At 63.5% G+C, this 23143-nt stretch carries 25 protein-coding genes and 2 tRNA genes; 12 read left to right on the forward strand and 15 right to left on the reverse strand.

The annotated features are described in order from the left end of the window. Window positions 1–152: 152 nt before the first annotated feature. Window positions 153–229, reverse strand: a tRNA-Met gene (locus ACB032_RS14280). A gap of 92 nt (window positions 230–321) precedes the next feature. Further along, window positions 322–398 (reverse strand) — tRNA-Met (locus ACB032_RS14285). 196 nt (window positions 399–594) lie between these two features. Between ACB032_RS14285 and glgX the strand changes: the two genes are divergently transcribed. Then, entirely contained in the window at window positions 595–2658 is a 2064-nt protein-coding gene (glgX, locus tag ACB032_RS14290) for a glycogen debranching protein GlgX (protein WP_219252994.1), read from the forward strand. Window positions 2659–2728: 70 nt separating this feature from the next. On the opposite strand, the gene ACB032_RS14295 is transcribed toward glgX, so the two are convergent. The 4 genes from ACB032_RS14295 to ACB032_RS14310 form a co-directional block, all read right to left on the reverse strand. Further along, the gene (locus ACB032_RS14295; RefSeq protein ID WP_371138158.1) at window positions 2729–3448 is read right to left on the reverse strand and encodes a hypothetical protein; all 720 of its coding nucleotides are present in this window, start codon (window positions 3446–3448) and stop codon (window positions 2729–2731) included. Window positions 3449–3657: 209 nt separating this feature from the next. After that, window positions 3658–5295: an ATP-dependent endonuclease gene (locus ACB032_RS14300; RefSeq protein ID WP_042067495.1), complete on the reverse strand. Its 1638-nt coding sequence runs from the start codon at window positions 5293–5295 to the stop codon at window positions 3658–3660. A gap of 77 nt (window positions 5296–5372) precedes the next feature. Then, window positions 5373–5495, reverse strand: coding sequence for a hypothetical protein (locus ACB032_RS14305; RefSeq protein WP_254902163.1), 123 nt, complete (start codon window positions 5493–5495; stop codon window positions 5373–5375). A gap of 61 nt (window positions 5496–5556) precedes the next feature. Next, window positions 5557–6444 carry a helix-turn-helix domain-containing protein gene (locus tag ACB032_RS14310; protein WP_371138159.1) on the reverse strand — a complete coding sequence of 296 codons (888 nt, stop codon included), beginning with the start codon at window positions 6442–6444 and terminating at the stop codon, window positions 5557–5559. Between the two features lie 167 nt (window positions 6445–6611). Here ACB032_RS14310 and ACB032_RS14315 point away from each other — a divergent pair, with 167 nt between their 5' ends. Then, window positions 6612–7523 carry a DMT family transporter gene (locus ACB032_RS14315; RefSeq protein WP_029301006.1) on the forward strand — a complete coding sequence of 304 codons (912 nt, stop codon included), beginning with the start codon at window positions 6612–6614 and terminating at the stop codon, window positions 7521–7523. Between the two features lie 57 nt (window positions 7524–7580). Continuing rightward, window positions 7581–8435 (forward strand): LysR family transcriptional regulator, encoded by an 855-nt coding sequence (locus ACB032_RS14320; RefSeq protein ID WP_011706234.1) that lies wholly within the window; start codon window positions 7581–7583, stop codon window positions 8433–8435. An 83-nt stretch (window positions 8436–8518) separates the two neighbouring features. Here ACB032_RS14320 and ACB032_RS14325 read toward each other — a convergent pair whose 3' ends face one another. Beyond that, a complete protein-coding gene (locus ACB032_RS14325) occupies window positions 8519–9298 on the reverse strand; it encodes a TSUP family transporter (protein ID WP_371138160.1) in 780 nt (259 codons plus the stop codon). A 208-nt stretch (window positions 9299–9506) separates the two neighbouring features. Further along, complete coding sequence (locus ACB032_RS14330; protein ID WP_076360839.1) at window positions 9507–10268, reverse strand: tRNA-uridine aminocarboxypropyltransferase; 762 nt, start codon at window positions 10266–10268, stop codon at window positions 9507–9509. Window positions 10269–10434: 166 nt separating this feature from the next. Here ACB032_RS14330 and ACB032_RS14335 point away from each other — a divergent pair, with 166 nt between their 5' ends. Next, on the forward strand, window positions 10435–10848 hold the full coding sequence (locus ACB032_RS14335) for a VOC family protein (protein ID WP_371138161.1): 414 nt from the start codon (window positions 10435–10437) through the stop codon (window positions 10846–10848). Between the two features lie 78 nt (window positions 10849–10926). Here the strand turns inward: ACB032_RS14335 and ACB032_RS14340 are convergent, their stop codons facing one another. Both ACB032_RS14340 and ACB032_RS14345 read right to left on the reverse strand, forming a co-directional pair. Then, on the reverse strand, window positions 10927–11916 hold the full coding sequence (locus ACB032_RS14340) for a D-alanine--D-alanine ligase (RefSeq protein ID WP_024944446.1): 990 nt from the start codon (window positions 11914–11916) through the stop codon (window positions 10927–10929). A 200-nt stretch (window positions 11917–12116) separates the two neighbouring features. Further along, window positions 12117–12725: a 2OG-Fe(II) oxygenase gene (locus ACB032_RS14345; RefSeq protein WP_024944447.1), complete on the reverse strand. Its 609-nt coding sequence runs from the start codon at window positions 12723–12725 to the stop codon at window positions 12117–12119. A gap of 287 nt (window positions 12726–13012) precedes the next feature. On the opposite strand from ACB032_RS14345, the gene ACB032_RS14350 reads away from it, so the two are divergent. Further along, window positions 13013–13489 (forward strand): glutathione peroxidase, encoded by a 477-nt coding sequence (locus ACB032_RS14350; protein WP_371138162.1) that lies wholly within the window; start codon window positions 13013–13015, stop codon window positions 13487–13489. Window positions 13490–13648: 159 nt separating this feature from the next. Next, window positions 13649–15034 carry a DEAD/DEAH box helicase gene (locus ACB032_RS14355; protein ID WP_029301011.1) on the forward strand — a complete coding sequence of 462 codons (1386 nt, stop codon included), beginning with the start codon at window positions 13649–13651 and terminating at the stop codon, window positions 15032–15034. A 51-nt stretch (window positions 15035–15085) separates the two neighbouring features. Here the strand turns inward: ACB032_RS14355 and ACB032_RS14360 are convergent, their stop codons facing one another. The 4 genes from ACB032_RS14360 to ACB032_RS14375 all read right to left on the reverse strand — a co-directional run bounded on the left by ACB032_RS14360 (window position 15086) and on the right by ACB032_RS14375 (window position 17420). Then, window positions 15086–15550 carry an acetyltransferase gene (locus ACB032_RS14360; protein WP_371138163.1) on the reverse strand — a complete coding sequence of 155 codons (465 nt, stop codon included), beginning with the start codon at window positions 15548–15550 and terminating at the stop codon, window positions 15086–15088. Window positions 15551–15557: 7 nt separating this feature from the next. Further along, window positions 15558–16049 carry an N-acetyltransferase family protein gene (locus ACB032_RS14365; RefSeq protein ID WP_371138164.1) on the reverse strand — a complete coding sequence of 164 codons (492 nt, stop codon included), beginning with the start codon at window positions 16047–16049 and terminating at the stop codon, window positions 15558–15560. 34 nt (window positions 16050–16083) lie between these two features. Then, a complete protein-coding gene (locus tag ACB032_RS14370; protein ID WP_011706244.1) occupies window positions 16084–16416 on the reverse strand; it encodes a YnfA family protein in 333 nt (110 codons plus the stop codon). A gap of 158 nt (window positions 16417–16574) precedes the next feature. Next, window positions 16575–17420: a DUF5718 family protein gene (locus ACB032_RS14375; RefSeq protein ID WP_371138165.1), complete on the reverse strand. Its 846-nt coding sequence runs from the start codon at window positions 17418–17420 to the stop codon at window positions 16575–16577. A gap of 356 nt (window positions 17421–17776) precedes the next feature. On the opposite strand from ACB032_RS14375, the gene ACB032_RS14380 reads away from it, so the two are divergent. The 6 genes from ACB032_RS14380 to ACB032_RS14405 all read left to right on the forward strand — a co-directional run bounded on the left by ACB032_RS14380 (window position 17777) and on the right by ACB032_RS14405 (window position 21821). Next, entirely contained in the window at window positions 17777–18328 is a 552-nt protein-coding gene (locus ACB032_RS14380; RefSeq protein ID WP_371138166.1) for a class IV adenylate cyclase, read from the forward strand. A gap of 71 nt (window positions 18329–18399) precedes the next feature. Further along, complete coding sequence (locus tag ACB032_RS14385) at window positions 18400–18912, forward strand: DUF4823 domain-containing protein (protein WP_371138167.1); 513 nt, start codon at window positions 18400–18402, stop codon at window positions 18910–18912. A 20-nt stretch (window positions 18913–18932) separates the two neighbouring features. After that, window positions 18933–19325 carry an NUDIX domain-containing protein gene (locus ACB032_RS14390; RefSeq protein ID WP_044799906.1) on the forward strand — a complete coding sequence of 131 codons (393 nt, stop codon included), beginning with the start codon at window positions 18933–18935 and terminating at the stop codon, window positions 19323–19325. Between the two features lie 169 nt (window positions 19326–19494). Beyond that, window positions 19495–20001, forward strand: coding sequence for a GNAT family N-acetyltransferase (locus tag ACB032_RS14395; protein ID WP_044799905.1), 507 nt, complete (start codon window positions 19495–19497; stop codon window positions 19999–20001). 252 nt (window positions 20002–20253) lie between these two features. Next, complete coding sequence (locus tag ACB032_RS14400; protein ID WP_016350588.1) at window positions 20254–21372, forward strand: glycerol dehydrogenase; 1119 nt, start codon at window positions 20254–20256, stop codon at window positions 21370–21372. A 116-nt stretch (window positions 21373–21488) separates the two neighbouring features. Then, window positions 21489–21821, forward strand: a complete 333-nt coding sequence (locus tag ACB032_RS14405) for an antibiotic biosynthesis monooxygenase (protein WP_323060606.1) — start codon at window positions 21489–21491, stop codon at window positions 21819–21821. A 175-nt stretch (window positions 21822–21996) separates the two neighbouring features. On the opposite strand, the gene pdxY is transcribed toward ACB032_RS14405, so the two are convergent. After that, window positions 21997–22860 carry a pyridoxal kinase PdxY gene (gene pdxY / locus ACB032_RS14410; RefSeq protein WP_371138168.1) on the reverse strand — a complete coding sequence of 288 codons (864 nt, stop codon included), beginning with the start codon at window positions 22858–22860 and terminating at the stop codon, window positions 21997–21999. Window positions 22861–23143: the final 283 nt, after the last annotated feature.

A 23143-nucleotide genomic window follows, 5' to 3' on the forward strand; every position in this document is an offset into this window, starting at 1 on the left:
AACCGACGACCTTCGGGTTATGAGCCCGACGAGCTACCGAGCTGCTCCACCCCGCGTCCGAATTGTACTGCCACCACAAGAGACAGAGCAGTTGCCCCTTGCTGTCTTCGTCTCCACCGCAGCGCAGTGCGCTTGCCATGGACACAAATAGTTGGTTGCGGGGGCCGGATTTGAACCGACGACCTTCGGGTTATGAGCCCGACGAGCTACCGAGCTGCTCCACCCCGCGTCCGTATTTTTTCGGCCAGGCTGAGCAGTAGCCTGTTCGAATTCTCTTGTTTATCAAACTATTGCAAGGCAATCCTGATACAAGAACTCAGATGGTTGCGGGGGCCAGATTTGAACTGACGACCTTCGGGTTATGAGCCCGACGAGCTACCGGGCTGCTCCACCCCGCGTCTGAGGTCGCCAATAATAGGCGCCAGCGCTCAGATTGCAAGTAAATATCCTAAAAAAACTTCATTCGAAGATTAAACCGGCACAAATCGCAGGAATTTGCAACAGAGCGCCGATTTTTCAGACAAGCAGGTTTGGGGCCAGCTTGGCGCACTACACTCAGATGGTTTGTAACTCCTCGTTTTGGGTAGGTTTATCATGCGCATCTCCGCCGGTCATTGCCGTCAATTGGGGGCCACACCCGAGCACGACGGCGTCAACTTCGCCATCTGGGCTCGCCTCGCCAGCCGGGTCGAACTGCTGCTGTTCGCCAGTGCCGACGACGCTACCCCTGAGGTGATCCCTTTGTCACCCCGTCTCAACCGTACCGCCTACTACTGGCACATCCATATAGAGGGCATCGAGCTCGGTCAACGTTATGCCTATCGCATCCAGGGCCCCTGGCGCCCCTACTACGGCACCCGCTTCGATGCGGACAAGGTGCTGCTGGACCCTTATGGCCGCAGCATCGAGCTGGGTGCCAACTACGATCGCTGGGCGGCGGCCCGCCCCGGCAGCAACCTGGCGGAGTGTGCCAAGAACCGGGTGGTGGACACCCGCCACTACGACTGGGAGGGGGACAAGCTACCCGCCCACTCCCTCTCCCGCTCGGTGATCTACGAGCTGCATCTGGGGGGCTTTACCAAGTCGCCGAGCTCAGGGGTCGACCCCGCCCTGCGCGGCACCTACCTCGGACTCATCGAGAAGATCCCCTACCTGCAATCCCTCGGCGTCACCGCGGTCGAGCTGCTGCCGGTGTTCCAGTTCGATCCCCAGGACTCCCCCAGAGGGCTCTCCAACTACTGGGGTTACAGCCCCATGTCGTTTTTTGCCCCCCACGCCCAGTACGCCAGCGGCGAGGATCCCCTCACCGAGTTTCGCGACATGGTCAAGGCGCTGCACCGGGCCAACATCGAGGTGATCCTGGACGTGGTCTACAACCACACCGCCGAGGGAGGCGACGATGGCCCCACCTTCTCGTTTCGGGGCATCGACAACGAGGCCTACTACATCCTCGACGCCAATCAGAAGGACACCAACTATTCGGGCTGTGGCAACACCTTCAACGGTGCCCACCCGGTGGTGCTGCGCATGATCATGGACAGCCTCCACTTCTGGCGCCAGGAGATGCACGTGGACGGTTTTCGTTTCGACCTGGCGGCCATTTTGTCGCGGGACGAGTCGGGCCAGCCCCAGGCCAATGCGCCGACCCTGCGCACCATCGATACCGATCCCCGCATCGCCGACATCAAGCTCATTGCCGAGGCCTGGGATGCGGGGGGCCTCTATCAGGTGGGTAGCCTGGCCGGCGCCCGCTGGCGCGAGTGGAACGGCCAGTTCAGGGACGACGTGCGCCGCTTTCTGCGCGGGGATGACAATGCGGTGATGCCCTTCGTGGAGCGGCTGTGCGGCAGCCCGGACATCTACCACTACCATCACGCCGATCCGGAGAAGAGCATCAACTTCGTCACCTGCCACGACGGCTTCACCCTGTGGGACTGGGCCAGCTACAACGGCAAGCACAACGACGCCAACGGCGAGCAGAACCGGGATGGATGCGATCACAACTTCAGCTGGAACCACGGCCAGGAGGGGCCGAGCGAGGATCCCCAGATCAACGCCCTGCGGCTGCGGCAAGCCAAAAACATGATGGTGGCCACCCTGCTCTCGGTGGGCTCCCCCATGCTGCTGATGGGGGACGAGGTGCTGCGCACCCAGCACGGCAACAACAACGGCTACTGCCAGGACAACGACACCTGCTGGATGCAGTGGCAGCCCGACGCCATGGGTCAGGAGATGTTCCGCTTCATGAAGGAGCTGATCCAGTATCGCAAGCACCTGTTCCAGCGCCCGGAGCAGGAGAGCATGCCGCTGTCGCTGACCGAGATCCTGCGCCACAGCGAGATCTGCTGGCACGGGGTCAACGCCGCCCAGCCGGACTTCAGCCCCCACTCCCACGCCATCGCCATGTCGGCCCTGTCGAGCGAAACCCGGCTGGCCCTCTACGTGCTGTTCAACGCCTACTGGGAGCCGCTCACCTTCAATTTGCCAAGCCCCCCCAAGGGAGTCGGTGGCTACTGGCGCCGGATCCTGGATACCGCCCTGCCCTCGCCCGAGGACATCAGCACCTTCGGCATGCCGCTGGAGGGGCTGACCCGGGAGTACCTGGCCCAGCCGCGCAGCAGTTGCCTCTTCATCTGCGGCGCCGACGACTTCTACTAAGGGGCTGCTTGCGGCCAGCAAAAAGCCCACCCCGGGCAACCGGGGTGGGCTTTTTCATGACGCCAGTCTGTCAGGCCAGCTGGTGCAGCACACTGGTCGCCGCAAGCTGGGCAATGATGAGGCCACACAGGACGGTGGAGACCACCACCGGGGCCGTCTCCTGCTGGCGATAGAGCGGGCTGAACCAGAGCAGCAAGGCCGCGATCAGCAGGGCTGCCTGGGTCAGCACGCCAGGGATCAGCGCATCGAGGCTGGCGCTGCTTCCCTGCCAGCCCACCAGCACCGCCAGCCAGAGCAGACTCAGGATGGCTGCCACCAGCCCGGCCAGCGGCAGCAGGGTATTGAACGCCTGCAGGCGGTGACGGGCCCGCAGCAGCATCAGATGGGCAAAGGCCGCCCCCAGCAGCACCATCTGCAGCAGGCCGCCGAGCCAACCCTGGATCTGCAGCAAGCCGATGCCATAGACCAGCAGCGGCATGGCCGGCAGCCAGAACAGCGTGGCGGGAATGGCACGCTTGCCCTCCAGCCTGGATTGGGCCAGTGACAGCACCACCCCCAGGATCAGGGCGGCAGCCCCGCTCCAGATCAGCCAGTCGGCCGCCTTGGCCTCCACCGCCAGCATCAGGGAGAGGCCGGTGATCACCCAGACCGAGAAGAGCTGGGTGGTGATCCGCGAGCGCTGGCCCGGGCAGAGATCACCGCGCCAGAGCACCAGGCCCAGGGCGATGAGGGCCCCCAGCGCCATCAGGCCAGTCAGGGGAAAGAGCCAAAAAGGGAGTTGGACGAACATGACGCCTCCAGCAGCAAGGATTCAGAACGCGCCGATGGGCGCCGGATGAAGGGGCCGAGTATACCCAAAGCCGCCGCCATCCCCAATCCCTGCCGGGAGCACGTCCACCATTGATGACTGGCGATCAGACGCCTGCAACGGGCGCCGGCCGCCTTGCCTGCCAAGATTTCAAGGCCCTCGCCATCCGCTGCGACCCGAGCCGGCAGCGATCAGCCCTGGCCGCGGGCCAGCGCCACCACCCGGGCGAACATCTGGCGCAGCACCGGCGGGATGTGCTCGCCGCCGAGCCGCTCCGCCTCCTCCACCACCGCCAGCGCCATGCCCGGCTTGCTGCGGTGGTGAATCGCCTTGTTGATGATGCGCCCGGCGTTGAGGGTCGAGCGCCCCCCCACGCCGGCTTCACGCCGGAACACCGCCTCGAAGCCGTTGTGATAGAGGTAGTGCTCTATGTCCGCCGCCGGCAACTGGGTCAAGCGATCCCGCTCCCGCTCGCCCTTGAGCAGGGAGCGGGCCGAGGTGGCGTACTTGACTCCCGCCTCGTCGCCGTCGGTGAGCAGATGCCACTCGATGCCGAAATCCCGCGCCACCTTGATGAGCGGTGACTGGCCGCACTGGGCAAACTCGATGATCCGCACCCCCTCCGCCCGCAGGCTGTAGCCGCAGATCTGGGCGAGCTCGGAGAGCAGCCAGATCTCGGTCTCCCCCTCAACCAGCAACCAGCAGCGGGCAAACATCGACATGGGGCGGTTGATGCGCACGTGGAAGGCTATCTTGCGCAGATCGTCGCTGCTGTAGCGCTCGCCCCCCAGCTGATGGCAGACGATGTCCTGCTGGCGGCGCACCAGCCGGCGGATCTGGTTGAGGGGCAGCGAGGAGAGCAGGTCCCCCGAATTGGTGGTGAGCAGCTTCTGCCCCGGCAGCTGCTCCAGCAGCCCCCAGGCCAGTGCCAGCATGGTGGGGTGCAGGCGGCTCTCCGGGTCTTCCAGGATCATGATGGGGCGCGCGCCCTGCTCCAGCTCCCGGTTGCCCCGCGCCTGCAGCAGGGTGGCCGCCATGCCCGCCATCGCCAGTTGCAGCGCCCGGTTGTCGGCATTGCGCAGCAACGCCTGCAAATTGCCGGGGTTGCGCAGGGTCATGGGGCGATTGACGATCTCCCGCTGGCTGCGCGGCTTGTTCTTGATGGGGGCCAGCGCGTTGAAGTAGTGATCCATCAGCTGGCGCACCGCCTGCAGCGCCTCCTTGAGCTCGGGCTCGCCGATGCGCTGGGGCTCGTCGATCAGCTTGTCGGCCAGCTCGCTCAGCCGGTGCTCGGAGAGATCCCCCCACTGCAGGGTCTCCACCCCGTTGCGGGCGGTACGGGCATCGCGCAGCCGGAACACCGGGTTCATGGTGATGAGCAGACAGACCAGCTCATGGGCATCGTCGATGGGCAGGCTCTTGCCGATGCCGTCGAGAAAGTCGTGGGTGGTGGTGACGGAGCCATCGCTCTGCAGTTCGGCGCTGGCGCGGTAGTGAATGCGGTGAAACTTGTCCTTGTGCTTGACCCAGGCCGCGCCAAGTCTAGCCAACCGGCGGGAGTGCAGGCACATCTGGGGTCTGTGCTCGCTGAAGGTGAGCACCAGTTGCAGGTGGCGGGCCGGTTCGAGTTCGGGATCTTCGGGCTGGTGAAAGTCATCGCTGCTGAACTGATAGGGCTCGGCATCCTGACCCAACAGACACCAGAGGGCGCGCAGCAGACTGGACTTGCCCCAGGCGTTTTCGCCGATGAGCACTGTGGTGTTGTCCAGCCCGAGCGAGAGGCGATTTATTCCGCGAAAACCTTTGACTTCAATGCGTTCCAGAAACATGCGGCCATATCCAGTCCATCCTGATGGCGCAATAGTGGCAAAGTTGTCGGGAAAATCCTATCGGGTCGTGGCGATTTTCAGCGGGAACTGTGAGGAACGAGCGGTTCGGGCGGGGTCGGCATGCCAAGGCGGCCCTGGGGGGCATTCCAGTGGCTGAACCAGAGGTGGCGGGTGCGGGTTTGACGTTTGCGATGATTCAAGGGCAACTCCTGTGCAGGTTGAAGGAACGAGGCTCCTCCTCGTTGCCAACCAATCTGCCGCTTATCTGTGACAGGAGGATGACAGCTGGCTGCGCCACTGGCCTGGCGTCAGACCAAACGCCTCCCGGAAGCGGTTGCCAAGGTGGGCCTGGGACGAGAAGCCGCACTGGATGGCGATGCTGGCCAGGGAGTCGGCGCCGGCCAGCAGCTGCTTGGCCCGCTTGAGCCGCAGCCCCAGCAGGTAGCGATGGGGCGGACAGCCGAGGCTCTGGCCGAACATGCGGGCGAAGTGGTATTCGCTCAGACCCGCCTCCTGCGCCAGCTCGGCCAAGGTGACAGGCTCAGCCAGATGGGCCAGCAGGTACTCCTGCACCCGCCGGCTCACCGCCGGTGCCAGGCCGCCACGCACCTCGGGCAGGGGCGGCGCCTCCCGGGTGTGGTGGCGATAGGCGTGCAGCATCAGCATCCAGGCGCCGTGGGAGAGCGCCATTCGATCCACCTGGTGCTGCCAGTCCAGCTGCATCAGCTGGCCCTGCACCAGGGTGGCGGCCTTGGGATCGTCGATGAAGGTCTTGTCTTCCAGCAGCAGGTGGCGCCCCTCCTTGTCGCACACCTCTTCGGCGATGCGGGTCAGGTGGGCCGGGGTGAAGTAGAGGTGGAAGAAGCGAAACTCCTCGCGCACCAGCCACTCGGATCTGTGGTGATCCGGCATGATGCACACCTTGCCGGTGCCGCCGTGGCCGCCCGGGCCGTCCAGCCGCTCGGTCTGCTCGCCCCCTTGCAGGTAGACGCTCAGGGTATGGTGGCCCGGCTTGTGGTAGCGGGTCTGATCGTAACAGTTGCGCCAGCTGGCGACGCCAAGGCCGGGTTCCAGCCAGCAGGCGTTCTCCAGCCGCGCGCCCGTGCTGACCAGTGCATCGAATACTCCCGCCGGCTTAGTCTGCAGCACCCGCTCCGTTCCTCTTGTTGCTTGCCTGATGGCCCTTGTGCGCCATCTTAACGCGGCGCGGCGGCAAAGGCTGCGGCTGCCTGCAAAAAACCGCAAGATGGTGTAAGCCCGCCGCCACCGCCCGCTGCATGCTGATCCCATGTCGTTGTCATCTCACCGGATACCCCATGAATCTGATGCTCTATCTTGCCACCGTCCTTATCTGGGGCAGCACCTGGATCGCCATCGCCTGGCAGCTTGGCCCCATTCCCATCGAGGTCTCGGTGCTCTATCGCTTCGCCCTGGCGGCGCTGGCGCTGTTTGCCCTGCTCACCGCCAGCGGCCGTTTCCCGCGCCTGCCCTGGGCGGGTCAGCGCTATGCCGCCCTGCTCGGCGGCCTGCTCTTTTCCACCAACTTCCTCTGCTTCTACCACGCCACCCTCTACATTCCGAGCGGCCTGTCGGCGGTGATCTTCGCCAGTGCCAGCATCTTCAACGGCCTCAACCTCTGGCTGTTCGAGGGGAAAAGACCCGGCCTGCGCTGGCTGCAAGGATCCTTGCTGGGGCTCCTTGGCACCCTGTTGCTGTTCTGGCCGGTGCTGGCGGATGCGCAACTGGGTGCAAACGGCTGGAAGGGGCTGCTGCTCGCCTGCGGCGGTACCCTCTGCTTCTCGCTCGGCAACCTGGTCTCGGCCCGCGGCCAACGCCAGGGCTACCATGTGCTGCAGCTGGTGCCCTGGGGCATGGTCTACGGGGTGGTGTTGCTGCTGGGCTGGGTCACCCTGCTCGGCCAGCAGCTGGTGATCCCGACCGATGGTCACTACCTGGCGGCCATGGTCTATCTCGCCCTGTTCGGCTCAGTCATCGCCTTCACTGCCTACCTCACCCTGGTAGGGCGGATCGGCGCCAGCAAGGCTTCCTACGCCACCGTGCTGTTCCCCCTGGTGGCGCTGACGCTCTCCACCTTCTACGAGGGGTTCGTCTGGCAGCCGGTGTCGGTGGTGGGGGTCATGATCAGCCTGCTTGGCAACCTGGTGATCTTCGCACCGCCCCTGCGGGAGTGGCGCCTGCGCCCCGTCAGGGCGGCGAAGGATGCTTGATCCCAACCCCGTCAGCCCCTAAGGTAACGCCTTCCTACGCAGATGACGGGAGGCGATATGTTACTGGAAGGGCTGGAGACACTCTGCCTGCTGGCCAGCGAAGGCACCATGGCCAAGGTAGCCAGCCGGCTCTATATCAGCCAGTCGGCGGTGAGCAAGCGCATCGCCCAGCTTGAACAGCGCCTCGGCAAGAAGCTGGTCGAGCCGGACGGGCGCCAGATAAGGCTTACCCCCCAGGCGCAAGAGCTGCTGGCCCGGGTCGCTCCCAGCCTCGCCGAGATGAAGGGAGTGCTGGCCGACAGCCAGACCCTCACCGATCTGACTCCCCTGCCCGTCGCCTGCTCCGAGACCCTGCTGGCGGGCTACCTCGCCCGCTTCATGCACGACTACCTGCGACAAGATCCCCACCTCGCCCTCTCCACCCACCATACCCCGGTCATTCTCGCGCGGGTGCGCAGCGGTGATGCCCTGCTCGGCATCTGCGCCGGGCGCCTGCCACCGGGCCACGGCCTGGAGGCCAAACTGCTGCTGGAGGAGCCCTTCTATCTGGTGGAGGGCGATCAGCGCGAGGGCGAAAACGCCGATCAAGGGCTGCGCCAGATCCTCACCATGGACCTGGACAACCCCTCCAACCGCTACCTGCGCGAACCGCTGGCGGCCCTTGGCCTCATCCCCGCCATGGAGCTCGACTCCTACCTGGCGCTGATCGAGCTGGCCAAGGCCGGCATCGGCCCTGTGCTGCTGCCGGCCGGCCTGCTGGCGCTGGTCGGCGCACAGGGGCCCCAGGCTCGCCCCCTCGCCGGGCTCGCCCGCCCGCTGCATTTGGTCTATCGGCCAAACAGCCTCAAGCGTGCGCGCATCGCCCAGCTGGTGCAGGCCCTGCAAGCCCACTTCCAGCCGCTGGCCAGCTGAGCATCACAACACAAGGGGCCCGATCTTGCGGATCGGGCCCCTTTGTGTAGACAGCCATGACTGTCGCTGTCAGCGAAAAGCGCTTACCCCAGCCAAGCAAACAGCTCGGGGTACTGGCTCCACACCAGCTTGGCGGACATCAGCAAGGAGACGGTCACCAGCAGCGGCTTGATCAGCTTGACCCCTTGCTTGAGCACCATTTTGGAGCCGAAACGGGCGCCAATGAACTGACCCAGCGCCATGCAGAAGCCGACGCTCCACACCACCTTGCCCCCCAGCGCGAAAAACAGCAGCGAAGCGATGTTGGAGGTGAAGTTGAGCAGCTTGGTGTGGGCGGTGGCCCGCGCCATGCCAAAGCCTGCCAGCGCCACGAAACCGATGGAAAAAAACGATCCCGTGCCCGGTCCGAAGAAGCCGTCATAAAAACCCACCCCGCCGCCCACCAGCAGGGCGAACGCCATGGGAGCGAGGCGGCGGGAGCTCTCGGCATCGCTCACCCGGGGGGAGAAGAAGAAGTAGCAGGCGAAGGCCATCAGCAGGAAGGGCAGCAACCGCTCCAGGATGGCGGCGTCGATGGTCTGCACCGCCAGGGTGCCGAGTGCCGCGCCGATGAAGGTGCAGATCACCGCCGGCCAGATGATGTGCCACTCCAGCAGCCCCTTGCGGGCATAGAACCAGGTGGCGGAGAAGGAGCCAAAACTGCTCTGCAGCTTGTTGGTGCCAAGCACCAGCGCTGGCGGCATGCCGGTGGCGAGCAGAGCGGGCACCGTCAGCAGGCCGCCCCCGCCGGCAATGGCATCGATAAAGCCGGCCACCAGGGCCACGCCGAACAGGGCAAGCAGGGTAAACAGTTCCAATTCCATCCATAGCCTCACTACATTGACGGGGCCGGCAAGGGCCCGCACAGCGCAGGCTCGCCATGAGCCTGATGAACACCGCTGGTCGCTATCCTAATGGGGCTTGGCTCATGAGGCTAACGAAACAGTGGCAGGCAATTGATTCCTGATTTTCATCAATTAATCCCCCCTGTGAAGCGGCTGGCAAGCATGCCGGCCCCCTAACCCACCCTGTTCAGGCAGCATCGGGCGCGCAGGTCGCCTCATTGCCCTTGATGTCGGCCAACGCCTGCTGCAGCTGAGCTTCATCCTCGCCGGGGGCCCGGCTGACCCGGCCGGCCATGTAGCGGCTGCTGAAGAGATTGAACCAGAGCTGCAACGCCTGCCCCGCCGCCAGCTCGCCGGCCACCTCCAGCACGCAGGCCGCCACCTCGGCGGTGCACAGGTGCTCATCGCAGTGCGCTACCCGCATGCCATAGGTGGAGAGCGCATCGGGCTTGATGGAGAGCACCGGAAAGCCATCCAGATAGGGGCTCTTGTTGAACATCTTGCGCGCCTCTGGCCAGGTGCCGTCCAACAGGATGAACAGCGGCTTCTTGCCAGGAACCGGGGTCACCACCGAGGTGAGCCGGGCCGGCTCCTTCTCGCAGGCGGGAAACACCACATAGGGCTGCCAGGCGGGATCCGCCAGCAGGGCCAGCAGCTCGGGATGGGGCTTGGTGCGCGACCAGAGAAACGCCCAGGTGGTATCCGGCAGCACATCGGCGATGAGACGGCCGGTGTTGGAAGGCTTCATCGGCTCGCTGTCGTACATCAGCAGGCAGAAGCCGGCCTCGGCCTTGAGCTCGGGGCGCCACTCGCAGGCACACCAGTCGTGGCGCAGCTGACAGGCTTCGCAGCGCGGCACGCTGCCGCCACGGGCGAGAAAGGGTCGGGTCGAGACGCTCTTGCGCCAGATGCGCAGGCGATTGACGGCGTGGTCGGGAATTGGCTTCATGGAACGCGGCTCTGGCGATGCCTGTGGCAGGACAAAAAGGGGGCAGATTGTAGCGAGCCGTCCACCGCGCAGCAAGGCCCCCCATCCGGGACAAGCCGGGAGGCCACACCTCTCTATACTTGGTCGTCAACCCATGCACCCACGCATGGGACACAGGAGGACGACGATGGCAGAACAAGATATTGCCCGCGAGCACGCCCTGGCCGAAGGCACTACCTTCACCTGGCACGAGCTCTATCTGCCCGATGCCGAGGCCGGGATCAGTTTCTACACCGAGGTGCTCGGCTGGGAGAGCCAGACCATGGCGATGGAAGGCGGCGACTACCCCATGCTGGTTGCCAATGGCAGGCCGATCGCCGGCGTGCAGGCCACCCGGGGCAATCCCGAGATGGCCGGCGTACCACCCCACTGGGCAACCTATATCGCGGTGGATGACGTCGATGCCAGGGTGCTCAGGGTCAACCAGCACGGCGGCAGCGTAGTGGTGCCCGCCATGAATATCCCGGGGGTCGGGCGCATGGCCCTGATTGCAGATCCACAAGGGGCACACATCTGGCTGTTCACCCCGGAAGCCATGTGATATCGCCCACCGCAGAAACGACAGAGGGGCCCGCAGGCCCCTCTTCATCATTCAGCTCGCCCTGCTCGGGCGCCGGCCTCAGACCGCCTTGCGCAGGATCTGCTCAAGGTAGTCGGCGAAGCGGTGACCGTGATGCTCCAGCAGTTTCGGGAACATGGAGATGGAGGTCATGCCCGGGAAGGTGTTGATTTCGTTCAGCAGGATCTCGCCCTCTTCGGTCAGGAAGAAGTCGATGCGCGACAGGTGGGTCAGTTTGAGCTGACGGAACGCCTTGAGCGCGTACTCGTGAATGGCGTCAGCCTGCGCCTGGGTCAGCCCCTCGGCGCGCAGTGCGGTCTCGGTGTGACTGGCGCTGCTGTACTTCTCTTCATAGGTGTAGAACTTGTCCTGCGGCACGCAGATCTCGCCCGGATAGGTGGCCACCAGCTCGTCACCGTACTGGTACACCGCCACTTCCAGCTCGCGCGGCTTGACCGCTTTTTCGATCAGTACCTGCTCGGAATAACCGAAGGCATCGGCAATGCCCTTCACCAGATCCGCTTCGTTGCTGGCAGAGTAGCAGCCGACGGAAGAGCCCTGGGAGGCCGCCTTGATGAAGACCTTGCCCCACTTGGCCAGCGCGGCTTTCGCCTCGCTCAGCGCCGCGTCGTTCTGCTCGGTCAGGAACAGATAAGGGGTGTTGGGGATGCCGATGGCGGAGAGCCACAGCTTGGTGCTGATCTTGTTGAAGCAGATCTTGCTCGCCTCGGCGTCGCAGCCCAGATAAGGCAGGCCCGCCAGCTCGAGGAAGGATTGCAGGTCGCCGGTCTCGCCAGGGTAGCCGTGGATGCAGGGCACCACGTAGTCCACCGGACGGGCCACGCTGTCAAACGACAGCAGCTTGTCCAGCCCCAGCTTGCATTCGCGGCCGTCGGCGCTGAGCCAGCGGTCGGCAAACATCTCGACCCGGGTCACGTCGACCCCAGGCAAAAGACCGAGCTGTTGTTCGAGAAAATTTGCGCTTCGCAGAGAGACTTCGTGCTCGGAGCCACCGCCGCCGCACAGCAGCAAGACATGCATGTTCTTCATTAGATGTGATCCCTTGGGAAAAGCGGCTTCGCCATCACCATTTAAAACCCAACCGCATTAAAACCGGACGAAGCCAGATACGAAGATAAGTGCGGGCCAGTGTAGCAAGGGAGATCAAGCCTTGTCAGCCGATGGGAGCCCCATCCGCCGACAACGGCCATAAAAATTCCCGCCTGTGTCAGAAATTGGATGAAAAGAGCTCAGCGCGGCGGATCGAGCCGGCCGTTGCCGCTGCCGTTGACCCGAAACCAGCCGGCGATGCTGTAGCGCTCCTGGTTGGCGGGCAACACCTCGTGGGGGAACTCTTCGGATAAAAACAGCACCAGCCGCCCGCCCCGGGGCGAGACATCCATCAAAAACTGCTCGTCGTCATCGTACATCCGCAGCACCCCACCCGCCTGGGGTTGCCAGTCGTTGTTCAAGTAGAACACCGAGGTGAGGCGGCGGTTGGATCGCCCGGCGAAGGCGTCGCGATGGGTGGCATAGAAGTCGCCGCTGCGATAGCGGGCAAAGTGGGCCTCGTAGTCGAACAGCCCCAGCATCAGCATCCGGTTGGCGGCCAGCCGCAGTGCTTCCATGCGGGCCAGATAGTCGGCCACCGGGGCACCCAGGGAGGGTTCGAGCCAGTGGATCTGATCCCGGCGAATGGCGCGATTGTCCTGATGCAGGGCATCGCGACCGATCCCCGCCGGCCGCCACGCATCCGGCAGACACGCCTTGAGGGCATCCACCTCGGTGGCGGTTAAAAAATCATCCACTATCACCCATCCCCGGGTGTAAATGGCGTCCATGACGGCTTGATAGTCCAAGATTGACTCGCAACAAGTGGAGAGAGGGCGCTTTTTAGCGACTTCCAGGGCAAGACACAAACCGGTTTGCTTATCCTCAGAAGTCCCACCATCAATACGCTATCCGGGCGCACAAGGCCCCCATTATCTGGTCCCCCTCGCCAGCCTGTGATCCGGCGCACTCAAATGGCCTCAGATCGGGCCAGATCTTTCATGGCAAAGGGGAAAGCGGCGCTTGCTCCGCGCCGTCGCGCCCGTTACCGTGGAGCGATACGCCCTGAATGGGCCCCATGCAACAGGAGTGCTTCATGTCATTGCCCGACCTTATCCTGCTACGCCTTGACGGTACAGAACTGCCCTTGTCCACCCTGCAAGGCCAGGTCGTGCTGGTGGTCAACGTCGCCAGCCGCTGCGGCTTTACCCCTCAGTACACCGGACTGGAGGCGCTTTATCGCGAACTGGGCCCACGCGGGCTGGTGATCCTGGGCTTCCCCTGCGATCAGTTTGGCCATCAGGAGCCGGGCGATGCAGAGGAGATAGCCCGCTTCTGCTCCCTCGACTATCCGGTCAGCTTCCCCATCATGGCCAAGTGCGAGGTCAATGGCGAGCAGGCCCACCCCTTCTATCAGTGGCTCAAGAAGGAGAAACCGGGCCTGCTGGGGCTGGAGAACGTCAAGTGGAACTTCACCAAGTTTCTGATCGACCGGGACGGCAAGGTGGTTGACCGCTTTGCCCCCACCACCAAACCCGAGAGCCTGCGAGACGATATCCTGGCCCTGCTCTGAGGCCGCGGCACGCGACGGCCGGACAACGCGACACGGCTGCTGCGTGCAGGGCGCGCATCTGCTATATTACGCCCCCGTTATCATTTCCATCTTGTGGCGGGTGCCAGCGCACCTGCCATCCGCTGAGCCCAAGGCTCACCAGAGGAGTCTCTCTCGAACATGTCATTCAACGAACTGGGTCTGTCTCCGCACATCCTGCGGGCCGTCAAGGAGCTGGGTTACGAACAGCCAACCCCCATCCAGCAACAAGCCATCCCCGCCATTCTGGCCGGACAGGATGTGCTCGGCGGCGCCCAGACAGGCACAGGCAAAACGGCCGGTTTCACCCTGCCCATGCTGCAGCGCCTGCTGGCCAACCATGGCCGTGGCCGCCGTCAGGTGCGGGCCCTGGTGCTGACCCCGACCCGCGAACTGGCTGCCCAGGTGGGTGAGAGCATCATCAAATATGCCCACCACCTGCCGTTTCGCACCCTGATCGCCTACGGCGGCGTCAGCATCAAGCCCAATCTGGACGCCATCAAGCTCGGCATCGACATCCTGGTGGCCACCCCGGGCCGTCTGCTGGACCTGCTGACCCAGGGGGCGCTGACCCTGTCCGAGCTGGAAGTGCTGGTGCTGGACGAAGCGGATCGCATGCTCGACATGGGCTTCATCGTCGACATTCGCCGCATCATGAAGGCGCTGCCGGCCGAACGGCAGACCCTGCTGTTCTCCGCCACCTTCTCAAGCGAGATCAAGGCGCTGGCGGATGATTTGCTCAACGACCCCACCCTGATCGAGGTGGATCCCAGCAACACCGCCGCCGAGCAGGTGACCCAGCGCATCATCCAGGTCGATCGGGAACGTCGCCGCGAGCTGCTCTCCCACATGATCGGCCGCGGCAACTGGCAGCGGGTGCTGGTGTTCGTGCGCACCAAGCAGATCGCCGATCGCTTGGCCCAGCAGATGCAAAAAGACGGGCTCGATACCGTCGCCATCCACGGCGACAAGAGCCAGGGTGCCCGCAACCGGGCGCTGGCAGATTTTCGGGAAGGCAAGGTGCGGGTGCTGGTGGCGACCGACATCGCCGCTCGCGGCCTCGACATCGATCAGCTGCCCCACGTGATCAACTTCGAACTGCCCCAGATGGCGGAGGATTACATCCACCGCATCGGTCGCACCGGCCGCGCCGGTCGTGGCGGCGAGGCCATCTCGCTGGTGAGCCAGGACGAACTGGGCCAGCTCAAGGGGATAGAGGCGCTGATCGGCCAATCCCTCTCGGTGGAGATCCTGGAAGGATATGAGCCAAGCGGCAAGCCGAGCCGGCAGACCCTGCCGGGCAGCAAGCCGGTACAAAACCCGCCGCGCGCCCGTGGCGCTGCCAATGCCAAGGGCGGCAACGGCAAATCCGCCGCAGGCAAGAGCAAGGCAAAGAGCGATGGCGGCAAGAAGCCTGCCCCAGCCCGCAAGCGGGAAGTGGTGGGCGAGGATATCGGCTTTACTCCCATGCGTCGCCTGCCCAAGGCCCAGCGCGACGACTATCAGGACAACTCCAACGAGGAGTAACAGGCCGCCCTGAGCCCGTCATAACAAAAAACCGCCCGAGGGCGGTTTTTTTCATGATGGCGCCACCGGCCTGTCAATGCCAGCTGTCGCAATGGACATGTGCAGCAACGGATAGGGTCTGCCCTGCCCGTCCAGTGCCGAGCGCCCCACCACCTCGAAGCCCAGGTGGCGATAAAAGCCGAGCGCCTGCTCATTCTGCTCGTTGACGTCCACCCGGGTCGCCCCCAGCCGGTGGATGGCATCGACCACCAGCAGGCGACCCACCCCGCCTCCGCGCAGCGCCGGGTCGATGAACAGCATCTCGATGTTGCCCTCGTGCACTCCGCAAAAGCCGGCGATCCCCTGCTCACTGCGGGCGCAGGTGAGGGTCACGGCATCAAAGTAGTGTTCCAGGATGAGCTCGCGCAGGGTGGCGATCTCCTCATCCGGCAAAAAATGGTGGGTGGCGCGCACCGACGCCTCCCACAGCGCGATCAGGGCCTGATATTCCCCGCGCTCTGCCTGCTCCAGTCTCATATCGTACTCACTCAACAGATTGGTTGTTCGGGGCCAGCCCGGCCGCCGCCATGGCGTCGACCTGCTTGAGGACAAACCCCTTCTCGATGCCGGCCTTGAAGCCGAGCGACGCATAGAGCCGGTGGGCCGCCTCGCGCCCTTCCCCCGACAGCAGCATCACTTTGTAGCAATCCTGCTGCCAGGCGAGCGCGAGGGCATGGGTCAGCAACTGCCGGCTGATGCCCCGGCGCCGAAACGCAGAGGCCGTCACCACGTGCTCCACCATGCCAAACGGCCGGCCGCCGTTGGTCAGGGTCGCGACCACGCCGAGCTGGCAGGTGGCCGCCAGCTGGCCATCCACCTCCGCCACCAGCAGGTGAAGGTGGGGCTGCGCCAGCAAGGCCGTCAGCGCCGTGCGGACCGCATCCGGCGCAAGCGCAGGGTCATGGGGGCGCAATTCCCGATAGAGCGCCAGCAGACCGGCCATGTCCTGCAGAGTACAGGCCCTGATGAGCGTCATCCTTCTTCCTCCTTGAGCTGCAGGCGATGCGGCTTCACGCCTCGCGGGGGGCAAACATGATGATGGCCATGCCGCACAGGGCCACCAGCGACCCCACCAGATCCCACAGACTGGGCCGGATGCCGTCCACCAGCCAGAGCCAGAGGATGGCCACGAAGATATAGACACCGCCATAGGCGGCATAGACACGGCCGGCCGCGGTCGGGTGCAGCGACAGGAGCCAGGCAAACAACATCAGGCTCAACCCCGCCGGCAGCAGCAGCCAGACGCTGCGCCCCTGGGTCAGCCAGAGATAGGGCAGATAACAGCCCAGGATCTCGGCCAGCGCCGTCACCAGAAACAACCCCATGGTTTTCAACTCGCCCATCGGCTACCCCATTGTTCAGTTACGTGTTCGGCAAAAGAGCAATGGTAAGCCAAATGACCGGGCCGGGTAAGCGGGATCAGGCAACAAACGCGAAGGGAAGGATAGCGGGTGTATGCTCGGACGGCCTTCCCCCGCCAGCACGGGGGAAGGCCAGATCATCAGCGGGTCTTGACCGCCTGCAGCAGGACAGACAGATCCGGCCCGAACTGACGGGTGCGAATGGCCTCACGGATATCACTTTCGCTATAACGGCTGGCCGGATAGAGCAGCACGCAGGCAGTGTCGCCGGGCTTGAGGAAGTGGGTCTCGCCAAACGGGGTATAGCGGGTGGCGCCGATGCTGATGAGGGCATGGGCCGGGCGCCCGGCCTGGGCCAGCAGCCCCTGGATGTGCTCGGCCGGCCCCTCGTCCCGCTGATGGTTGAACTTGTCGATGGCCCACGTCAGCAGCTGGCCGTGGAAGTAGCTGTAATCCACCGCCGCGCTGTCGACCCCGTAGGGGTGCAGCTCGCCGTCCCGCTCCAGATAGCAGGCGATGCGGTAGTCATCGAGCTCGCAGCCGGCGGCGAAGTGGGACAGGGGCAGCATCGCGGGGGCCAGCCCCTTGCTCTCTTCGCCCCAGTTCTTCTTCTCGCTGATCTTTTTGGCGTTGGGACGACGGATGGAGCAGTCGTTGTAGGCACCAAAGGCGCGCGGATGGATGGCCACCACCTGCTCCCCCGCGTACTCCAGCTCGCACCAGAGCGCCACTTCCGGCTCTATCTGCACCTTCTCATCGCCGCTCACCGCCGCTTCCGGCAAGAAGATGGCGTCGCCGCTCAAGGGGAAGACGCCGAGCTGGCCGGGGTGGCCCGGCACGTAGAAGGGGAACAGCGCCTTGGGGGCGCTGGTGTCGCGCACCACCACCGCCACGAAATCCGAGGCCTCGCCGGCCTGCTCCAGATGACCGGCGAAATTGCCCGCCACCCCGAGTCCGATAAACTTGCTCTCTGCTGTCACTTGCATCTTCTCACCTGCCTCTTGCCAAAGCGAAGGCAGCGGCCCGGCACGGGGCGGCTGCCACGAAAGTGGCAAGGATTAAAACACAGGGGTCTGCCCTCGCCCAGCCTGCACGCCCCATCCTGTGCGCCAGCGCGAACTTTTGCCGGCCGCTCGGCGAGCTTGTGAGCAACCGCCATGCCCGAACTGACTCGACCGTGTGCGGCGCCTGGCCTTGATCAGGGAGACAGGCAGCGCATTGATCAACCATGGACCCCGGAAACAGATCGTTTCCACATCCTGCCGCCTTGCCCCTTGGGCCCGCCCGCCAACTTTGCTAGGCTGCCCGCCATGCCAATCCGCACACTCAAGGATGCCTGCCGATGTCAGCACAGCACTTTCAGGGCCGCTTCGAGGTCGAGTTCAAATACAGGCTCGGTGATGTCGAGGCCTTCACCACTGCCCTCGCCGCCCTCAATCCCGAGGTGATGCTGGAGCGCAACCAGGAGCTGGACACCTACTTTGACACGCCGGACCGCAGCCTGGGCGAGGCGGGCAAGAGCCTGCTGATCCGCGCCATGGAGCCCTCCGGCATCCAGCTCTGGATCGTGAAGGGGCCCGAGCCCGATCGCTGCGAGGCAGTCAACATCACCGACGCCGACAAGGCCATCAGCATGCTGCACACCCTGGGCTACCAGCCGATACTGACCCTTCGCAAAGTGCGCAGCATCTATTTCGTCGGCCCCTTCCACGTCACCCTGGATCACCTGGCGGGGCTCGGCGATTTTGCCGAGCTGGCCATCATGACCGATGACGAGGATCGACTGCTGGAATATAGGCATGCCTTGGAAGCATTGGCCTCAACACTGGGTTTGAAACAGCGTGAGCACCGCTCTTACAAAGCGTTATGTGAGCTTAATCAATCAGTTTGTTGAGTAGATTTGATATAAAAATCATTCCATTACTCAAATAATCAAACTTATTCAATTAAACAAGGGAATGTATTTTGAAAAACTATGTTACTGCCCTCGTATCATTACTTGCTGTTGGTTGCAGTTCTACATATCAGCAGTCAAATGTGCAAACAATGACCAGCAAGCTTGATCCCAGCCAAGGGGTGCTTATTTCGCAGCCCCAAGATGGCTCATACGAAACGACGCAATATCAAAATTCGGGGCAAATGACTGCTCAGGCAATCTATGCAGCATTTTCCAAGAAAGCCAACAGAGTTGAAATTACCACCAATTGCCATGGCGACCCTTGCCTGAATAATATTCAATCGACCCAGTTCAGATATTACGTAAAACCCGTCATTCTACATTGGGAAGAACGAGCAACCGAATGGTCAGGCAAACCAGATGTTATTGAAATTCAGTTAGTTGTCTACGATACCCTAAGCAAGAAGAGTATCGCCAACTCATCGTTTAAAGGAAAAAGCAAATGGGCCACATTTGGTGGTGATCACCCACAGGATCTGTTGCCAGAACCGACCGAAAAATACGTGAATAGTCTCTACTAATTGGCTACTGGAATATAACCATGATCGACAAACTCGCCTGGCTGACCTTCAAGGATCAGCAACTGCTCTGTGCCCGCTCCCACGGCAAGCACATCTACTACATTCCCGGCGGCAAGCGCGAAGCGGGAGAGAGCGACGAAGCGGCGCTGATGCGCGAAATCGAGGAGGAGCTGGCCGTGGCCCTCAAGCCCGACACCCTGGCGTTTGCCTGCGAGTTCAGTGCCCAGGCCGACGGCAAGCCGCAGGGGGTCAACGTCAGGCTGCGCTGCTACACCGGCGAGGCTGACGGCATCCCTGTCGCCTCGGCGGAGATCGCCGAGCTGCGCTGGCTCGACAGCCGCCATATGGCCGAGATCTCGCCGGTTTCCCGGCTGCTGTTTGCCTGGCTGGTCGAACAGAAGCTCATCCGCTGAGGGAAACCCGCCTGGAGGGCGTGATCGGGCGCACCCGGCGAGCGACAACGACTTGAAATTGGCGGCAGAAACGGCGAGTCTAGCCAGTCATCCTGCCGCCGGTCCCGTTGGCGGCAGGCGCCGCGGCAGACCGGGCCGGCGGCGTGAACTTCGTTGACAAGGACTCCTGATGGACATAGTTGAGGTTGATACCACCCAGGGCATCAAGCCTGCCCTCATCACTTTGCTGCAAGACAGCGTCGCCAGCGGCGCTTCAGTGGGCTTCCTGCCGCCGCTGACCGAAGAGCAGGGGCTCGTCTATTGGCAGGGCATAGAGACGGAGCTGGCCGCGGGCAGCCGCCGACTCTGGGTCGCCTTCCTGCAACACCAGCTGGTCGGCGCCCTCCAGCTCTCGCTGTGCACCAAGGCCAATGGCCGTCACCGCGCCGAGGTGGAAAAACTGATGGTGCACAGTCTCCACCGTGGCAAGGGGGTCGGCCGTGCCATGATGGCCAGCATGGAGCAAGGGGCCAAAGAAGCCGGCCGCAGCCTGCTGGTGCTCGACACCCGGGTGGGCGATGCCGCCTCCCGCCTCTATCGCCAGCTCGGCTACCAGGAGGCGGGCCAGATCCCCGCCTTTGCCCGCAGTGCCGACGGCACCCTGGCGGCCACCCTCTTCTTCTACAAGCAGCTCTGAGCCGCGCACCGCCTCCGCTCCGCACACCTCTACACTGCACGCAACAGTGCGCCCTCCCCATGGAGGGCGCGTTCCCTTACCCCTCCAGCCTTCAAAAACAATCAAATAAGAAATATGATTAATTTTGAGTCTGCTATAGCCCCATTTGCATACGATTGTTCCTTCACCTCACCCTAGACGAGGCGTATGGTGTGGCAGAAAGACCCGTTTGCATACCAAACGGATGCCACTCACTGCCTTGAGGAATACTGCATGCCTATCCTGCCTCGTACCGTCACCTCCCCCAAAAAGTTCATCATCGGCCACGATCTGCTGCCCCAACTCCATGATCACGTAAAAGATTTCGGCGACAACGCCCTGCTCGTCAGCGACGAGTTCATTCTGGAGAGGGTGCGGGAAGAGGCGCTGGCCGGCCTGCTGCAAGCAGGCCTGAAGGGAGCGGTCGAGAAGTTCAACTACGAATGCACCGACATCGAGATCCGCCGCCTGTGCGATCTGGCCGAGCAACAGGGGGCCAATGTCATCGTCGGCATCGGTGGCGGCAAAACCCTGGATGTTGCCAAGGCGGTGGCCTTCTACCTGCGCCGCCCGGTGGTGCTGTTTCCCACCATCGCCTCCACCGATGCCCCCTGTACCGCCCTCGCGGTGATCTACAACCCGGCGGGCGAGTTCGAACGCTATCTGTTCCTGCCCCAGAACCCGGATGTGGTGATCGCCGACACCGCCATCATAGCGGCGGCTCCCGCCCGCTTCTTTGCCGCCGGCGTGGGTGATGCGCTCGCCACCTATTTCGAGGCCCGCGCCTGTTACCGGGCGGACGGCATCAATCTGGTGGGCAAACGCCCCTCCCGCACCGGTCTCGGGCTGGCCCGGCTCTGCTACGAGTTGCTGGGGGAGAACATCGAGCTGGCGATGGACGCGGTACGCCACCATGTCACCACCCCGGCGCTGGAGCAGACCATCGAAGCCACCATCTATCTGAGCGGCGTGGGCGCCGAAGCGGGCGGCCTGGCGGCGGCCCATGCGGTCAACAACGGCATGTCGGTGGTGGCGGATCTGCACCGGGCCCAGCACGGCGAGAAGGTGGTGTTCGGCCTGCTCACCCAGCTGGTACTCGAGCGCGCCCCCCAGGCCGAGCTGGACGAGGTGATGCGCATCATCCAGCTGGCCGGCCTGCCCATGACCCTGCAGGAGATGGGGCTGAGCCGTTTCGTGGAGAGCGAGTGGCGCCAGGTGGCCAAGCTTGCCTGCGATCCCCTCGACACCATGGGCAACATGCCGATGAGCGTCAGCGAGCAGGATGTCTACCACGCCATGATCGCGGCCAACGCCATGGCCGAGCGCTACCGGGCCCGTCACCCACGCGCCTGATCGGCACTCAAGCCAAGCCGTGATCACGGCGACAAGGCCGGCCCCTGCGGCCGGCCTTGTCATTCCCTGTCCGACCTGCTGCAATGGCCCCTTTATCCTTGGGACAAGGAGTCACCATGATATTGGAAGTCGCCCATCTGCAGGTCATCCCCGGTCAGGCTGCCGCCTTCGAGCTGGCCTTCTCCCAGGCCCAGCGCATCATCAGCACCATGCCGGGCTACGGCGGACACCAGCTCCAGCGCTCGCTGACTGATCCCCACCGCTATCTGCTGCTGGTCAACTGGCAGCGCCTCGAAGATCACACCCAGGGCTTTCGTGGCTCACCCCAGTACCAGCAGTGGAAGGCCCTGCTCCATCACTTCTACGATCCCTTCCCCACGGTCGAGCACTACCAGCAGGTCACGTTCGATGAGGCAAAGCAGCGGGAACAGGATAACGGCCTGATCTGAACCGGATGCCCGGTGTCAGGGCCAAGGTGACGGCTGAAGCGACATTGCCCCATTCGGTGTGCAACCAGATAAGCAGCGCAGGGGTGGACTGTTAACCGAGAGATGGGGAAAGATGATCAGGGGGCCAAGCAGAACGTGGATCATCTGCGCCCAGACTTGGCCCCTGACGGGAAGATCAGGCCAACCGTTCGGCCCGCGCCTTGATCAGGGGGGCGGCAAAAGCCTCCTGGGCCGCGATCAGCTGCAACTCATAGGCATCGGCCTGCCAAGTGTGCAGCAGTACCGTATCCACCGCCGCGTTGGTGCGCTCGAACGCGCTGACGGCATCGTAACCCGCCTGCAGATTGGCCAGCATCAGCGCGCTGATGAGATCCCCCACGCCCACCGGCTGGCGGGCAAACTCGTAGAGTGGGCGGTCGATCAGATAATCCCCCTCGGAGGTGGCCAGCAGCATCTCGAAACGACCCGGCTCGCGAGCGGCGCGTCCAAGATGCTTGACCAGCACCATCTTCACCCCGCGTGCCAGCAGCTGATGGGCGGCGGCCCGCGTCTGCGCCAGATCCGTCAGATGGACGTCGCACAGGGTCTCCAGCTCCAACAGATTGGGGGCCATGATGTCGGCCGCCGGCAGCGCCTGCTCGGTCAAGAAACGGGTCACCCCAGGGGCGACGATGCACCCTTTTTCCGGGTGGCCCATCACTGGATCGCAAAAATAGATGGCGGCAGGATTGACTGCCTTGACCGCCGCCACCACTGCCAGGATCTCGTCCCCCTGCTCCGCCGAGCCCAGATAACCGCTCAGCACGGCGTCGCAGTGCGCCAGCACCTCGATATTCGAGAGCCCCTCGCACAGGGCACTGATATGCCCTGCGGGCATCGCCATTCCTTGCCATCCGGCCGCATATTGGGTGTGGTTGGAGAACTGCACCGTGTTGATGGGCCATACCTCCATACCGAGACGGCGCATGGGAAACACGGCGGCGCTGTTGCCGGCACAGCCGAACACCACGTGGGACTGGATAGAGAGAATGCGTTTCATCGACATCACCGCAGAGAAGAGTCAGGGGAAAGGCGCAATATATCGGATGAAGATATTGATCTTCCACCCTTGAACAGCACAAACCCTAATTTGGTCGGCAAAATTCTCGATGACGCTGGTTGCCATTGCCATCACCGTCCCCCTCTTTACTGACATGCCGCAGTTTGCAAGCACGGCGATGGCAGGCATGGTTCGATAAGGTGATAGAAAACTCTTGTTTGATGGCATATGAGATTAATAAGTGAGCTTTTTTGTGCGCAGAGCCATGCGCTGACGAGTAAAC

This window comes from Aeromonas sp. S5(2024) (assembly GCF_041403025.1).
Taxonomy (GTDB): domain Bacteria; phylum Pseudomonadota; class Gammaproteobacteria; order Enterobacterales; family Aeromonadaceae; genus Aeromonas; species Aeromonas hydrophila.

Coding starts and splice junctions, on each gene's coding strand:
- glgX (WP_219252994.1), top strand. CDS start 595: ATGCGCATCTCCGCCGGTCATTGCCGTCAATTGGGGGCCACACCCGAG.
- ACB032_RS14295 (WP_371138158.1), bottom strand. CDS start 3,448: ATGTTCGTCCAACTCCCTTTTTGGCTCTTTCCCCTGACTGGCCTGATG.
- ACB032_RS14300 (WP_042067495.1), bottom strand. CDS start 5,295: ATGTTTCTGGAACGCATTGAAGTCAAAGGTTTTCGCGGAATAAATCGC.
- ACB032_RS14315 (WP_029301006.1), top strand. CDS start 6,612: ATGAATCTGATGCTCTATCTTGCCACCGTCCTTATCTGGGGCAGCACC.
- ACB032_RS14320 (WP_011706234.1), top strand. CDS start 7,581: ATGTTACTGGAAGGGCTGGAGACACTCTGCCTGCTGGCCAGCGAAGGC.
- ACB032_RS14325 (WP_371138160.1), bottom strand. CDS start 9,298: ATGGAATTGGAACTGTTTACCCTGCTTGCCCTGTTCGGCGTGGCCCTG.
- ACB032_RS14330 (WP_076360839.1), bottom strand. CDS start 10,268: ATGAAGCCAATTCCCGACCACGCCGTCAATCGCCTGCGCATCTGGCGC.
- ACB032_RS14335 (WP_371138161.1), top strand. CDS start 10,435: ATGGCAGAACAAGATATTGCCCGCGAGCACGCCCTGGCCGAAGGCACT.
- ACB032_RS14340 (WP_024944446.1), bottom strand. CDS start 11,916: ATGAAGAACATGCATGTCTTGCTGCTGTGCGGCGGCGGTGGCTCCGAG.
- ACB032_RS14350 (WP_371138162.1), top strand. CDS start 13,013: ATGTCATTGCCCGACCTTATCCTGCTACGCCTTGACGGTACAGAACTG.
- ACB032_RS14355 (WP_029301011.1), top strand. CDS start 13,649: ATGTCATTCAACGAACTGGGTCTGTCTCCGCACATCCTGCGGGCCGTC.
- ACB032_RS14360 (WP_371138163.1), bottom strand. CDS start 15,550: ATGAGACTGGAGCAGGCAGAGCGCGGGGAATATCAGGCCCTGATCGCG.
- ACB032_RS14365 (WP_371138164.1), bottom strand. CDS start 16,049: ATGACGCTCATCAGGGCCTGTACTCTGCAGGACATGGCCGGTCTGCTG.
- ACB032_RS14370 (WP_011706244.1), bottom strand. CDS start 16,416: ATGGGCGAGTTGAAAACCATGGGGTTGTTTCTGGTGACGGCGCTGGCC.
- ACB032_RS14375 (WP_371138165.1), bottom strand. CDS start 17,420: ATGCAAGTGACAGCAGAGAGCAAGTTTATCGGACTCGGGGTGGCGGGC.
- ACB032_RS14380 (WP_371138166.1), top strand. CDS start 17,777: ATGTCAGCACAGCACTTTCAGGGCCGCTTCGAGGTCGAGTTCAAATAC.
- ACB032_RS14390 (WP_044799906.1), top strand. CDS start 18,933: ATGATCGACAAACTCGCCTGGCTGACCTTCAAGGATCAGCAACTGCTC.
- ACB032_RS14395 (WP_044799905.1), top strand. CDS start 19,495: ATGGACATAGTTGAGGTTGATACCACCCAGGGCATCAAGCCTGCCCTC.
- ACB032_RS14400 (WP_016350588.1), top strand. CDS start 20,254: ATGCCTATCCTGCCTCGTACCGTCACCTCCCCCAAAAAGTTCATCATC.
- ACB032_RS14405 (WP_323060606.1), top strand. CDS start 21,489: ATGATATTGGAAGTCGCCCATCTGCAGGTCATCCCCGGTCAGGCTGCC.
- pdxY (WP_371138168.1), bottom strand. CDS start 22,860: ATGAAACGCATTCTCTCTATCCAGTCCCACGTGGTGTTCGGCTGTGCC.